Genomic DNA, 13,926 nt, shown 5'->3' with positions numbered 1-13,926 from the left:
GTCGAATTGGCCACAACGGCATTCAGTCTAGGCCACGTAAGACGGGCCATTTTTTCGTCCGCCAACCTGCCGGCGGCGATCGCTTTTGTCGTGCTCCTGGTCTGCGCCGTCGTTGCCGACCAGCAGAACAGAAGGGTTTCCGATCAGCTGGCGCGCGCTGATGTATTGGCCAAGGTCAGCATCATCCGCGCCAAGCTCGAAGGCAACATAAACGGCAATCTTCAGCTTGTTCAGGGGCTCGTCTCGACCATCGTTACGGAGCCCTATATGGGCCAGCAGAGATTTGCCTCGCTCGCGCGCAACCTGTTCGAGCAGAAATCGCAGTTGCACAACATCGCCGGCGCGCCCGACCTCGTCATCTCGCTGATGTATCCTATGGAAGGCAACGAGAAGGCTATCGGGCTCGATTACCGCAAGAACGAGGCGCAACGCATGGCGGCGCTGCGGGCGCGCGACCAGCGCGTGCTGGTGCTCGCCGGCCCGGTCAGACTTGCGCAGGGCGGGAACGCCTTCATCGGCCGCATCCCGGTCTTCGTGCCGACTGCGGGCGGCGGCACCCGCTTCTGGGGCATCGTGTCGGCAGTGGTCGATGTCGACCGGCTCTACGCTGCGAGCGGACTGACTGACGCGGATCTCGACATCGACATCGCACTCATCGGCAAGGATGCACTGGGCGGCGGCGGCGAGCGATTCTTCGGCGGCGACAATGTCGTCGCCGGCAACCCCGTGTCCGCCGATGTGCAACTGCCTTCAGGTTCCTGGCGAATTTCGGCCATCCCAAAGGGTGGCTGGCCGGCAGCTCCGAAGAACGAGTGGACCTTGCGATCGCTGATGTTGCTCGCCGGCGCGCTGGTGGTGTTGCCGATCCTCATTGCCGGACGGCTGTTCGGCGAAAGGCAGAAAAACGACGCCGAGCTGAGGCGCCTGTCCGGTCGCCTGGAACTGGCGCTGGAAGCCTCGGGCATCGGCGTGTGGGAGCACGACCTCACCACCAACGAGCTGGTGTGGGACGATCGTGTGAACGAGATCTATGGCAAGTCCGCCGACGGAGGGTCGCGCGGCTATACAGACTGGGCACAGGCCATCCATCCCGAAGATATCGAGCGGGCAAAGCGCGATTTCGATTCAGCTGCGGCGAAAAAAGGCCTCTACTCCTCGCAATACCGGCTGCTGCGCCCCGATGGCACCGTCCGCCATGTGCGCACGCGCGCAAGCTACTCCCAAGGCATTGGCGGCACGCCCAAGATGATCGGCGCCGAATGGGACGTGACCAGCGACGTGCTGCTCACCGAGACCCTCATCCGCGAGCGCCAGCTGTCGGAATCCAAGAACGACGAGCTGGAGCTGGCCAAGGCGCGCATCGAGCATGTGGCGCTGCACGATTCGCTCACCGGCCTACCCAATCGCCGCTATCTCGACGAGATGCTGGCCGATACCGGCGAATCCGACCGCCGCACAGCGATGCTGCATCTGGACCTCGACCGCTTCAAGCAGATCAACGACACGCTCGGCCACGCAGCCGGCGATGCCATGCTGGTGCAGGCCTCGAAGGTCATCAAGGCAAATGCCGGCTCCGGCGATTTCGTTGCGCGCATCGGCGGCGACGAGTTCGTCGTCGTGACCTATGAGCGCGACGACGACGAGCTCTCGGCGCTCGCCGACCGCATCATCGAGGAGATGCGCCAGCCCGTCGATTATCAGGGCCATCCTTGCCGCTTCGGGGTCAGCATCGGCATTGCCGCCGACAGCGGCGTCGACACGAAGCAGTTGCTCGTCAACGCCGATCTCGCGCTTTACCGGGCGAAAAGCCGTGGGCGCAACCGCCACGAATTCTTCAATGAGGAACTGCAGAGCGAGATCGTGCGGACCAAGCAGACCGCCGATGAGATCCTGAGCGGACTGGAGCGGAACGAATTCATCGCCTACTACCAGCCGCAGTTCGATGCCAAGTCGCTCGAGATCGTCGGCGTCGAGGCGTTGTCGCGCTGGAAACATCCGCAACGCGGCATCCTGGCCCCCGACGCCTATCTGAAGGTGGCTGAAGAGCTCAATGTCGTGGCGCTGATCGACCGCATCGTCCTCAAGCACGCACTGGAGAATTTCGAGCGTTGGTCGCGCGGCCATCTCAATATCCCGCGTGTGTCGGTCAACGTCTCGGCCACGCGCCTGGAGGACAAGGACCTGATCGAGGGCCTGCGCACGCTCGCCATCAAGCCGGGAACCGTATCGTTCGAGCTGGTGGAATCCATCTTCCTCGACGAGAACGATGATCTGGTCACCTGGAACATCGAACACATCAAGGATCTCGGCATCGACATCGAGATCGACGATTTCGGCACCGGCCATGCCTCGATCGTATCGCTGCTCAAGTTGCAGCCGCGCCGCCTCAAGGTCGATCGCCAGTTGATCACACCCATCACCGGCTCGACGGCGCAGCGTCACCTGGTGGCGTCGATCATCGAGATCGGCAAATCGCTCGGCATCGAAGTGGTTGCCGAAGGCGTCGAGACGATGGAGCACGCGCGCATCCTGAAAGAGCTCGGCTGCGATATCCTGCAGGGCTATTTTTTCGGCCGCCCGATGGAGGCCAAGGCGTTCAAGACCTTCGCCCAGTCTCGCAAATGGCTGGCCGCAGGGTGACGGCCACTACCCGGTGGCATGGGTCAGCGATGGCGCATCCTCGACAACGCTGTCCAAGCCGCCTCGCGATCGAACCCGTACAGCGGTTGAATCTGCCGACGAAACCGAACCGGCCTTCGACTCCGCGATCTCAGGGAACTGTTGACCATGATTTCGGTTGTTTTCTGTGCGAACAGTCGTTCCACGAACCCTTGGTGAGCGAAAATGAGACATGGACTCTGCAGACAAGCAGCACGGTTCCTTTCGAAGGTTGATGACTGGCATCGTCACGGCAATCTTCACCGCCCCTGATCGGACATCCGAGCGAGGTACCGGCCCGTCATTGGTTGCCGAGTGGACGCTGCCGCCATCGGCAACGCTTGGCTCATCCCTACGCTTGAAAGGGATCGAACGTGAAACTCGAGCCCGTCTGCCGTGGGTGGTGAGGACGTTTGTCAAGGCTGAGACGGGCCGCATTGTGTTGCGTATGGTGCAAACCGACACGGATGCGTTCGATGCCGCCTCGGCAATCATCTCCAGGACCCTGGAAGGGATAGAAGCACTGCCCGTGCTTCCGCGGGAGGCTGAAGACATTCTCACAATCTCCTCCCGCGAACGTCACAAGTGGCTTAGGGATGGCCGCCTGAAAAGCGTCGGCACGCGCACCGTCAAGATGCGCGGGCGATCCAACGCCGTCACCTTCCATGTCTTCGATTTACGGCACATCGAGGACATTCTCGATCGTGACCTGGCGGCGGCCTGGAGGGAGGACGATGCGCGAGAAGCCTCCGAGAACAGGCGGCGCGGGGCCGGCAAGGCCGCTCTGACGCGAGCAGGAAAACGGAAGGGCAAGGCCCGCGGTACCAGAAACTCGGGAAAGGATGATGCTTCACGGCCAAAGCTGGAAGGCTGGGACACGTTCGAAGCGGAAGGGCTGCTGCGCTAGAATCCAAAGGACGCATTCAGCCAGTTCGAACTTCGAAATTCCGTGCGGTGCCGACGATGGCACATTCAGCGCCGGCGACCCTCTGACGGGACTGCGCAGGTTAAACCGATCGTCCGACCTACAAACGTGCCTTTGACGCGCAATTGGCGGTTAACACTGCCGCATCGACCGGCTGATTAAGGCCGTTCCGGGTCCAAAGAGCGCACTTGATCCATAGCCGAAGTTTCCCGAAAATCACCTCAAAGCCGGTTCCGGCCACCCAGGCCGCATGCCAGTTCGGTCTATTTGCGCCCTCTGGCCCAATCGCCGCAGATGAGGAGCCGGATAGCCATTATGAGGAGACCGTTTATAACGGTCGCTGAGATTGCGATAACCAAGGGGAGACGATGCGCTACATACGTCCGCTTTCAATCGAAGATGCCGTTGGCCAATTGGCCGGTTCGGCAGGCACGGCCGCCATCCTCGCGGGAGGCAGCGACCTCCTGGTCAGGATGAAGGGCGGTTTTGTCGAACCCGACCTGATCGTCGACATCAAGGCGATCGACGGCCTGAGCGAGATCCGCGAAACGGCTGAAGGCTTCAGCATCGGTGCCGCGGTCCCCTGCGCCGTCCTGGGAGAGAGCGCTGCCCTGAAGAAGGCGTGGCCCGGCGTCGTCGAAGCGGCCAAGCTGATCGGCTCGAAACAGGTACAGGGACGCTGCACGATCACTGGCAATCTCTGCAACGCCTCGCCGGCTGCCGACAGCGTGCCGGCGCTAGTTGCGGCAGGCGCCAGGGCATCGGTCGTCGGGCCGGCGGGCAGGCGCACGATTCCCGTGCAGAGCGTGCCGACCGCGCCGGGCAAGACCTCCCTGGCCAAAGGCGAGATCATCGAGGCGATCCTGCTCGACAAACGCGCGCCGCATTCGGGCGATGCGTATCTGCGTTTCATTCCACGCACCGAGATGGATATCGCGGTGGTCAGCGCCGGCGTGAATTTGACGCTCGATGAGCACGGTGTCGTCAAATCGGCTCGCGTTGCGCTGGGCGCCGTGGCGGCGACGGTGCTTCTGGTCGAAGAGGCCGCAGAGGTCCTCATCGGCTCCAAGCTGGACGAAGCGACGCTGGAGCGGCTCGCCAAGGTCTGCTCGGGCGCCTGCCGTCCGATCGACGACAAGCGCGGCACCATCGAATTCAGAAGAAAAGTTGCGGGCGTGCTGGCCAAGCGGGCCGCCACGACCGCCTACGTACGCGCAGGAGGCAAATGATGGCTGGAGTTGCGGTTTCAACGACGATCAACGGCGACAGCGTCGAGTACCTTTGCCAGCCGGACGAGACGCTGCTCGACGTCCTGCGCGATCGCCTGGGGCTGACGGGCGCCAAGGAAGGCTGCGGCACCGGCGACTGCGGCGCCTGCAGCATCATCCTTGACAACAGGCTGGTGTGTTCATGCCTGGTGCTCGGCGCGGAGGCTGAAGGCCGGCGCGTCGAGACCATCGAGGGGATGGCGCATGGCGACAAACTGCATCCGCTGCAGCAGAAGTTCCTCGAGCACGCGGCGCTGCAATGCGGCATCTGCACGCCGGGCTTCCTGATTGCGGCGAAGGACCTTCTGGCCAAGAACCCCGACCCGACCGAGGAGGAAATCCGCTTCGGCCTCGCCGGGAACCTGTGCCGCTGCACCGGCTACGACAAGATCGTGCGCGCCGTCCAGGACGCCGCCAGCGTGATGAAGGGAGCCTGACCATGAATTTCGATCCGCGTTACTCCGGTCGCAATTTTACCTCTGTCGGTACACGCCCCATCCGTCCCGACGGCGTCGACAAGGTGACGGGTCGCGCCCGCTACGGTGCGGACTTCAACATGGCCGGCCAGTTGGTCGGGCGTGTCCTGAGGAGCCCGCATGCGCACGCCACGATCAGGAAGATCGACACGTCCAAGGCAGAGAAGCTTCCCGGCGTGAAAGCGGTGATCACCGCGGCCGACCTGCCCGACCTCACCAATGGCGATGCCGCCATGTACGACATCCTCGACAACTGCATGGCGCGCAAGAAGGCGCTCTATGACGGCCATGCGGTGGCCGCGGTCGCAGCCGTGGATGCCCGCACGGCCAGGCAGGCGCTGAAGCTGATCGAGGTCGACTACGAGATTCTGCCGCATGTAACCGATGTCGACGAGGCAATGAAGCACTCCGCTCCCCTCATCAACGACGCCATCTTCACCGAGGGCCTGGAGGAAAAGCCGGTAAAGCCGTCCAACGTCGCCAAGCGAAGCCAGTTTGGCCACGGCGATGTCCATCAAGGGTTCGGCCACGCCGATTTCATCGTCGAGCGCTCGTTCAAGACCGAGCAGACGCACCAGGGCTATATCGAGCCGCATGCCTGTGTGGCGAGCGTCAGCTCCGACGGCACTGCAGATCTTTGGGTTTGCACGCAAGGCCATTTCGTCTACCGCCAGCACTGCGCGCAGCTCCTTGGCATGGAAGCTTCCAAGCTGCGCGTCACCTCCTCGGAGATCGGCGGCGGCTTCGGCGGCAAGACCCATGTCTGGGCCGAGCCGGTCGCCTTGGCGCTGTCGCGCAAGGCCGGCCGCCCGGTCAAGCTGGTGATGACCCGCGACGAGGTGTTCCGCGCCTCGGGTCCGACCAGCGCCACCTCGATCGACGTCAAGATCGGCGCCCGCAAGGATGGCACGATCACTGCCGCCGAGGCGACACTGCGCTATTCCTGCGGCCCCTATTCGGGCATGTGGGCCGAGATCGGTGCCATGACCGCGTTTGCCTGCTACAAGCTCGAGAACGTCAACACGGTCGGCTACGAGGTGCTGGTCAACCGGCCAAAGACCGCAGCCTATCGCGCGCCGTCGGCGCCCATGGCGGCGTTTGCGGTGGAAAGCGCGATCGACGAGCTGGCCAAGGAGGTCGGCATGGACCCGGTCGAGTTCCGGATCAGGAACGCCGCACAGGAAGGCACGAGGTCGTCCTACGGCCCGGTCTACGGCCCGATCGGCATCGGCCCGACGCTCGAGGCGGTGAAGAGCCACCCGCACATGAAGGCGCCGCTGGGCAGGAACCAGGGCCGCGGCATGGCTTGCGGCTTCTGGTTCAACTTCGGCGGCCAGACCTGCACGGACCTCAACATCGGCATGGACGGCTCGGTATCGCTCGCCGTCGGAACGGTCGATGTGGGTGGTTCCCGTGCGTCGCTGTCGCTGGTCGCGGCGGAAGAGCTCGGCATCGACTATAGTCAAGTCAAGGCGATCGTCGCCGATACGTCCAGCCTCGGTTATAACGACATGACCGATGGCAGCCGGGGCACCTTCTCGTCGTCCATGGCGACGATTTCGGCCGCCCGCAATGCAATCAAGATCCTGCGGGAACGCGCCGCGCAGATGTGGGACATTTCCGTCGACGACGTGGTCTGGGAAAAGGGCCACGCGGTTGCCAAGGGCGAGAAGCATGGCAATCTCGGCAAGCTGTCGCTGAAGGAGATCGCGGTCGAGTCGGGCAAGACCGGCGGACCGATCGCCGGCCACAGCGAGCTCGTCGCCGATGGCGCGGGCGTTTCCTTCGCCACCCATATCTGCGATATCGAGGTCGATCCAGAGACCGGCGCCACACGGGTTCTGCGCTACACGGTCGTGCAAGATGCCGGCAAGGCGGTGCACCCGACCTATGTCGAGGGACAGTATCAGGGCGGTGCCGCGCAAGGCATCGGCTGGGCGCTCAACGAGGAGTATATCTACGGCAAGGACGGGCGGCTCCAGAATCCCGGCTTCCTCGACTATCGCATCCCGGTCTGCTCGGACCTGCCAATGATCGACACGCAAATCCTCGAAATCCCCAACCCCAACCACCCTTACGGGGTGCGCGGTGTCGGCGAGACATCGATCGTGCCGCCCCTGGCTGCGATCGCCAATGCGGTGTCGAATGCGGTCGGGGTGCGGATGACGCATATCCCGATGTCGCCGCCGCGCATTCTGGCGGCGCTGGAGGAACGGGCAGGCTGATGGTCGAAGTGACGCTCTGGGGATCGCTAGGTGCTATCGCCGGAGGCAAGAGCAAGGTCGAGATCGAGGCCAAGGACATAAGGGAGCTGTTCAGGAAGCTGGCTGAACAGTATCCCGGCATCGAGCCCTTGATCGACAAAGGCATCGCCGTCGCCATCGACGGTACGATCTATCGCGATACGTGGTCGAAGGAATTGCCAAAAGGCTCCGAAATTTTCCTGCTGCCGCGTCTTGCCGGGGGATAATCGGACAATCGCCTCGCTGTCGTCGACGACCAGGACCTGGCCTGTCGGTCGTGGCTACGGATATTTTGTCTGAGCACTCGCGGGGCTAAGATCGCCCTGCAACTCCTTCGGCAGCGGGAGGCTTGAGCATTGCAGGTGCACCTCGCGGGCGAACAGTCTTCGTTGCTTTTGCTCGTGCTCCTTGATGGCTGCAACGAGCCCCATTGAATACGGGCCCAGCAAAACGCCGAAGCCCCATCCCGGATGCTCTTTCTCGCGAACCTCGTAGTCCGACGCCGCCAGGCGGGCTTGCTGGCATTCGGGCGATGCCCATTTCTGGTCTTGCTGCGAAAGCGACGCGCCATAGTCGACCGGAGAGGTCGCGCACCCCGCCATGGTCACGGCCAATGCGACGGACATTGCAATTCTCATTCCGGAGCCTTTCCCAAGCATCGTGAAGAGTACACAGAGCCCTTCTTTCCACAAATAGCCGCTGTCGCCCTAGCCTCGCAGCCCAGGAGCCTCCTGCCCCGTCCTCTCGACATATTCCGTATAGCCGCCGCCATAGGTGTGGATGCCTTCAGGCGTCAGCTCCAGCACGCGGTTGGAAAGGGCTGCCAGAAAATGCCGGTCGTGCGAGACGAACAGCATGGTGCCTTCATACTGCGACAGCGCGGTGATCAGCATCTCCTTGGTGGCGATGTCGAGATGGTTGGTCGGCTCGTCCAGCACCAGAAGGTTGGGCGGATCGAACAGCATCAGCGCCATCACCAGCCGCGCCTTTTCGCCGCCTGACAGCACGCGGCACTTCTTCTCGATCTCGTCGCCGGGAAAGCCGAAACAGCCGGCGAGCGCCCGAAGCGGCGCCTGGCCGGCTTGGGGGAACGCGTCCTCCAGCGTCTGGAACACGGTGCGCTCGCCTTCCAGCACTTCCATCGCATGCTGGGCGAAATAGCCCATTTTTACACTGGGCCCCCGCGCGACCGTGCCGTTGTCGGGCTCGGAAGCACCGGCGACCAGTTTCAGCAGCGTCGACTTGCCGGCGCCATTGACGCCCATGATGCACCAGCGCTCGCGGCGGCGGACCTGAAAGTCGAGCCCCTCATAGATGGAGCGGGTGCCATAACCCTTATGGACGTTCTTCAGCGTGACCACGTCCTCGCCGCAGCGCGGCGCCGGCAGAAAATCGAAGGACACGGTCTGGCGGCGCTTGGGCGGCTCGACGCGGTCGATCTTGTCCAGCTTCTTCACCCGGCTCTGCACCTGCGCGGCATGCGAGGCGCGCGCCTTGAAGCGCTCGATGAAGGCGATCTCCTTGGCCAGCATCGCCTGCTGGCGCTCGAACTGTGCCTGCTGCTGCTTGTCGGCGATGGCCCGCTGCTGCTGATAGAATTCGTAGTTTCCCGAATAGGCGGTCAGCGAGCCGCCATCGATCTCCACCACCTTGTTGACGATGCGGTTCATGAACTCGCGGTCGTGCGAGGTCATCAAGAGCGCGCCGTCATAGTTCTTCAGGAAGGATTCCAGCCAGATCAGGCTTTCCAGGTCGAGATGGTTGCTCGGCTCGTCGAGCAGCATCGCGTCGGGGCGCATCAGAAGAATGCGGGCCAGCGCCACGCGCATCTTCCAGCCGCCAGACAGCTTGCCGACATCGCCGTCCATCATCTCCTGGGAAAAGCCGAGACCATCGAGCACTTCCCGCGCGCGGCCGTCCAGCGCATAGCCGTCGAGTTCCTCGAAGCGGTGCTGTGCCTCTCCATATTTTTCGATGATCTCGTCCATCTGGTCGGCCTGGTCGGGATCGGCCATGGCGGCCTCGAGCGCGGCCATTTCTGCCGCGACTTCGCTCACCGGCCCTGCCCCGTTCATCACTTCGGCCACAGCGCTGTGGCCTTCCATGTCGCCGACATCCTGGCTGAAATAGCCGATGGTGACGCCTCGATCGACCTGCACCTGCCCCTCGTCGGGCTGCTCCTGCCCGGTAATCATGCGAAACAGCGTCGTCTTGCCGGCGCCGTTGGGGCCGACCAGGCCGACCTTCTCGCCCTTCTGCAGGGCCGCCGACGCCTCGATGAAGACGAGCTGACGGCCGTTCTGCTTGCTGATGCTTTCAAGTCTGATCATGCGGTTTCCGGGAGAATTGGAACTTGGGAGGATTTTCCCCGGGGCCATACGCGATGGCGAGCGTCAGAGGAAGAGGCGCAAGCGCCGCATACAGCCGATCTCCCCCCTCGTGGGGGAGATGGCCGGCAGGCCAGAGGGGGGCGCTGTCCCGCCGGCGTCTCAATCCATCGATCTACGCCGAAGCGTTTACACCTATCGCGATACTAACGAACTTGGTGATACTATCCGGCCTTCGTCGCATGGACCCGCCGCGTGCGCGACGCCATCGGTCCTGGCTATCCCGTGCATCCATACGGCATCGATCCGCACTCGGGCGCCTGAGGGGCTCACTTCCGCTGCGGATAGATCGTCTCGCCGCGCTTCAGCATTGCCACAAACGTCTCGATCTTCTTCTTGCGGCCGGCCTCGGTCTTCATGTTGTGGGTGCGGAAGGCGAGCGCGAAGCGGTTCTGCGCGCTGAGTTTCTCAAGCATCTCCTTGGCTGCCGGCTCGGCGTCGATCGCCGCTTGCAGGTCATCGGGGATTTTCATCTGCTTGCCGCTGCCATAGGCGCGCGCCCAGCGCCCGTCGGCCTTGGCCGCCTCGACCTGCCTCAGCCCATGCTCGGTCATGCGGCCCTCCGCGACCAGCCGCGCGACATTGTCGATGTTGATCTTGCTCCAGATGCTCTTCTTGCCGCGCGGCGTGTAGCGCTGCAGGAAGCTCTTCTCGTCCAGCCCCTTGCGCACCGCGTCGATCCAGCCGAAGCACAAAACGACGTCGATGGCTTCCTTGGGCGTGATCGACTTCAATCCCGATCCCACCTTGTGCATCTTGATCCACACTTCGGTTTCCGTGCCATGATGCTTGTCGAGCCAGGCGTAGAAGCTTTCCGGATCCGGAAACTCCCGGACCTTGTCGGGATCGACCTTCACCGGCGCCATCAGCCAGCCTGCCCGTTCGGTGCCGTCCGCGCCATCGCTTTCACTGTGGTCCGGCCTCCAGCATCGCGCCTATCGTCATTGGCCAGCATCGTGGCATGAATTGCTGTCAGTTTCCGTCAGCAAACTTGTCGGGGCGCGTACGGCGTTCCTTCGCGTCCCCCTCTGTCCCTGAACATCTTTGCGAAGCGCCTACTGCAACTGCGGCTTTTTCAGAAAACTGCCGCGGTCTGCCGACTTGACGCGCAGCCAGGTTTCGCGGCCGTCACGCAGCACCCGCATCGGGATCTCGGCGCCCGCCGAGCCGCTCTCCCACAGTTTGCGGTAGAAATCGGCCAGCCCGTCGACCGCGCCGTCGCGAATGTCGGAGATGATGTCGCCCTCGCGCAGGCCGGCCTTGGCCGCCGGTCCGCCTTCGGTCACGCTCATCACCACCACTCTGCCGTCGCTTTCGGCCGACAACGCGCCGAGCCACGGGCGCGGCGGCTTGGCCACCTGGCCGCGCGTCAGCAGATCGTCGAGAATCGGCGGCAACAGATCGATCGGCACGACCATGTTGATGTCGGCGACCTCGCCGTTGCGGCTCATCTGCAGGCGCAGCGAACCGATGCCGAGCAGCGAACCGTCGGAGCCGAACAGCCCTGCCCCTCCCCAGGACGGGTGCGCCGGCGCAATAAAGATCGCCTCGTCAAGCAGATACTCCCAATAGCCGGCGAATTCCTGCTTAGTGACGATCCTTGCCTGCACCGACTGACCGATGCCGTCCGTCAGCACGACGGCGTCTCCGACCTTCGCCTTGCCGGCATCGCCCAGCGCCACCGCCGGCAGGCTGAGTGGTGCCAGTGCCTGCACCAGGCCGAACCCCGATTCCTGGTCATAGGCCAGCGCATGCGCGGGAACGACGCGGCCGTCATGGGTGGTCAGCCAGACTTCCTCCGCCTCGGTGATGAGATAGCCGATGGTCAACACGAGCCCGTCATTGCGAATGACGACGCCGCTGCCTTCCCTGAGCGTGCCGAGGGCCCCGGCCGTAAAGGCGTCTTCGGGAACGGTGGCCCGCAGGGTAACGACCGAGCGCGGATTGGGATTGATGGTCATGCTTTTGTCCTGCGATGCAATGCTCTGGCGTGGCGTTATTCCCTATACCTATGCCGCACCGGAGACGGTGCAAGGGGTGTAGTGCTGACCTCATCCCTTATGCAGGAGAAGCTCGGTGCGGCGTCATAAAACAATAGTTCAACGCAAGTTGAACTTCCCCATCCGCGGCCCTAGCTTTACATGGACCTGCAATCTTTCCACACGCCACCCGAACACGAGGCCACGAGATGACCGAATACACCCCGCCGAAAGTATGGACCTGGAACAAGCCCAGCGGCGGCGCCTTTGCCAGCATCAACCGGCCGATCGCCGGCCCCACGCATGACAAGGAACTGCCCGTCGGCAGGCATCCGCTGCAGCTCTATTCGCTGGCGACGCCGAACGGCGTCAAGGTGACGGTCATGCTGGAGGAGCTTCTGGCGCGCGGCCACAAGGGCGCTGAATATGACGCCTGGCTGATCAGGATCAACGACGGCGACCAGTTCGGCAGCGGCTTCGTCGAGATCAACCCCAACTCCAAGATTCCCGCCTTGATGGACCGCAGCGGCAAGACGCCGGTGCGCGTCTTCGAATCCGGTTCGATCCTGGTCTATCTCGCCGAAAAATTCGGCGAATTCCTTCCCAGCGAGCAGCCGGCCCGCGCCGAGGTGCTGTCCTGGCTGTTCTGGCAGATGGGCTCGGCGCCGTATCTGGGCGGCGGCTTCGGCCATTTCTATGCCTATGCACCGGAAAAGTTCGAATACGCCATCGACCGCTTCTCGATGGAGGTGAAGCGCCAGATGGATGTGCTCGACCGCCGGCTGGCAGAGACGGAATATCTCGGCGGCAAGGACTACTCTATCGCCGACATGGCGGTGTGGCCCTGGTATGGCGGGTTGGCGCTTGGCCGCATGTACAACGATTCCGCCGAGTTCCTGTCCGTGCACGAGTACAAGCATGTGCAGCGCTGGGCCCAGGCGATCGACACACGCCCGGCGGTCAAGCGCGGCCGCATGGTCAACCGCGCCTTCGGCGAGCCGGCCCTGCAGTTGCACGAGCGCCACGACGCCAGCGACTTCGAGACGAAGACGCAGGACAGGCTGGCGGCGGAATAAGCTGGGCTGACAACGGGCCGATCTCTCTCCCCCAATGGGACCCAATGGGGGAGGATGGCGGCTTCACCCCACCTCTGGACAGATTGGCCGTCAGGCAAGGCCGGTCTCAGAAACAGAGCCCGCCACGACTGCCAGGTCGCGGCGGACTTTTCCCAAGGCAAGGCGACTCGGACAACCTTTTGTCGGCACCATCATTCAGCGCAGGACCTCGACGATTTGACGTGTCTCGGGATCGACCAGAACCGTCTGGTGGTTGATCACGGCGACGCGATATCTGACGTCGGGTACCTCACGCAGTTCGACCGTGTCCGGCACCGACGAGCCGAGCTTGAGCTCGACGCCCAGAAGGTTCACCGACGCAAGCGGCTCCCTCTTGATGTATTCGCGAACGACCGTCTCCTGCTGCGGCTGGACGATGACGACATTTTCCGCCAGCGCCGCACCGATGCCGCCCATCAGGACGACTGCGGCCGCTGCGCTCGAAAGATAAAGTCTCATGACCATCTCCTATTGGTAACTGAAACTCCGCCCTGGATGGAAACTCCACCGCGGGCCAGGGGTTCCATTCCAAATTCCAGAATTGAAGGCATCATGACGTTGGCCAGAATATTCAATGGCTGTTGGAACGATGCTCGTAATTGGCTCAGAATAGCTCTCAATCTTGGTGGATAAATTGCGTATCCGAGGCGGATATTAATGCGAATCAGCTTGTTGTTTGTCGGCATCCCCGAGTTTCGCCTCCAGTCATTTCAAGGTGGAATGCGCGGTGAACGGAGCATCGAAGATGAGGCACCGCAGGCCGATGGCCGACCATCGAGCAGCGGATTGGGCGGCGCCGCCACTCAGCCGATCGGTCGGCTCCACAAGCGCATCCCGATGCCTCGGAGATAGCTCAAGGCGTCTTCCAGCCTCAT

At 63.0% G+C, this 13,926-nt stretch carries 12 protein-coding genes; 7 read left to right on the top strand and 5 right to left on the bottom strand.

The annotated features are described in order from the left end of the window. The first annotated feature begins 6 nt into the window (after positions 1–6). The 6 genes from NKJ90_RS10350 (at position 7) to NKJ90_RS10325 (ending at position 7,797) form a co-directional block, all read left to right on the top strand. Positions 7–2,640: a bifunctional diguanylate cyclase/phosphodiesterase gene (locus NKJ90_RS10350; RefSeq protein WP_031260469.1), complete on the top strand. Its 2,634-nt coding sequence runs from the start codon at positions 7–9 to the stop codon at positions 2,638–2,640. Between the two features lie 253 nt (positions 2,641–2,893). Further along, a complete protein-coding gene (locus NKJ90_RS10345; RefSeq protein ID WP_245266681.1) occupies positions 2,894–3,565 on the top strand; it encodes a hypothetical protein in 672 nt (223 codons plus the stop codon). Between the two features lie 386 nt (positions 3,566–3,951). Next, positions 3,952–4,812: an FAD binding domain-containing protein gene (locus tag NKJ90_RS10340; RefSeq protein WP_023760104.1), complete on the top strand. Its 861-nt coding sequence runs from the start codon at positions 3,952–3,954 to the stop codon at positions 4,810–4,812. Continuing rightward, positions 4,812–5,288, top strand: a complete 477-nt coding sequence (locus NKJ90_RS10335; protein WP_031260466.1) for a (2Fe-2S)-binding protein — start codon at positions 4,812–4,814, stop codon at positions 5,286–5,288. The genes NKJ90_RS10340 and NKJ90_RS10335 overlap by 1 nt, the downstream gene beginning before the upstream one ends. Positions 5,289–5,290: 2 nt before the next feature. Beyond that, positions 5,291–7,552 carry a xanthine dehydrogenase family protein molybdopterin-binding subunit gene (locus NKJ90_RS10330; RefSeq protein WP_352486083.1) on the top strand — a complete coding sequence of 754 codons (2,262 nt, stop codon included), beginning with the start codon at positions 5,291–5,293 and terminating at the stop codon, positions 7,550–7,552. Then, complete coding sequence (locus NKJ90_RS10325) at positions 7,552–7,797, top strand: MoaD/ThiS family protein (protein ID WP_031260464.1); 246 nt, start codon at positions 7,552–7,554, stop codon at positions 7,795–7,797. The genes NKJ90_RS10330 and NKJ90_RS10325 overlap by 1 nt, the downstream gene beginning before the upstream one ends. A gap of 54 nt (positions 7,798–7,851) precedes the next feature. Here the strand turns inward: NKJ90_RS10325 and NKJ90_RS10320 are convergent, their stop codons facing one another. From NKJ90_RS10320 to NKJ90_RS10300, 4 genes are all read right to left on the bottom strand, one after another. After that, entirely contained in the window at positions 7,852–8,208 is a 357-nt protein-coding gene (locus tag NKJ90_RS10320) for a hypothetical protein (protein WP_031260462.1), read from the bottom strand. Between the two features lie 69 nt (positions 8,209–8,277). After that, positions 8,278–9,900 (bottom strand): ABC-F family ATP-binding cassette domain-containing protein, encoded by a 1,623-nt coding sequence (locus NKJ90_RS10315; RefSeq protein ID WP_023760100.1) that lies wholly within the window; start codon positions 9,898–9,900, stop codon positions 8,278–8,280. 326 nt (positions 9,901–10,226) lie between these two features. Continuing rightward, positions 10,227–10,823 carry a YdeI/OmpD-associated family protein gene (locus tag NKJ90_RS10305; protein ID WP_023760099.1) on the bottom strand — a complete coding sequence of 199 codons (597 nt, stop codon included), beginning with the start codon at positions 10,821–10,823 and terminating at the stop codon, positions 10,227–10,229. Positions 10,824–11,012: 189 nt separating this feature from the next. Beyond that, positions 11,013–11,918 carry a S1C family serine protease gene (locus tag NKJ90_RS10300; protein ID WP_023760098.1) on the bottom strand — a complete coding sequence of 302 codons (906 nt, stop codon included), beginning with the start codon at positions 11,916–11,918 and terminating at the stop codon, positions 11,013–11,015. Positions 11,919–12,145: 227 nt separating this feature from the next. Here NKJ90_RS10300 and yghU point away from each other — a divergent pair, with 227 nt between their 5' ends. Further along, positions 12,146–13,012 carry a glutathione-dependent disulfide-bond oxidoreductase gene (gene yghU, locus NKJ90_RS10295; RefSeq protein WP_023760097.1) on the top strand — a complete coding sequence of 289 codons (867 nt, stop codon included), beginning with the start codon at positions 12,146–12,148 and terminating at the stop codon, positions 13,010–13,012. A 195-nt stretch (positions 13,013–13,207) separates the two neighbouring features. Here the strand turns inward: yghU and NKJ90_RS10290 are convergent, their stop codons facing one another. Next, positions 13,208–13,510 carry a DUF1236 domain-containing protein gene (locus NKJ90_RS10290; RefSeq protein WP_031260460.1) on the bottom strand — a complete coding sequence of 101 codons (303 nt, stop codon included), beginning with the start codon at positions 13,508–13,510 and terminating at the stop codon, positions 13,208–13,210. Positions 13,511–13,926: the final 416 nt, after the last annotated feature.

Source organism: Mesorhizobium sp. M0051, assembly GCF_040323235.1.
Taxonomy (GTDB): domain Bacteria; phylum Pseudomonadota; class Alphaproteobacteria; order Rhizobiales; family Rhizobiaceae; genus Mesorhizobium.
This window is presented reverse-complemented; position numbering and strand designations above follow the sequence as displayed.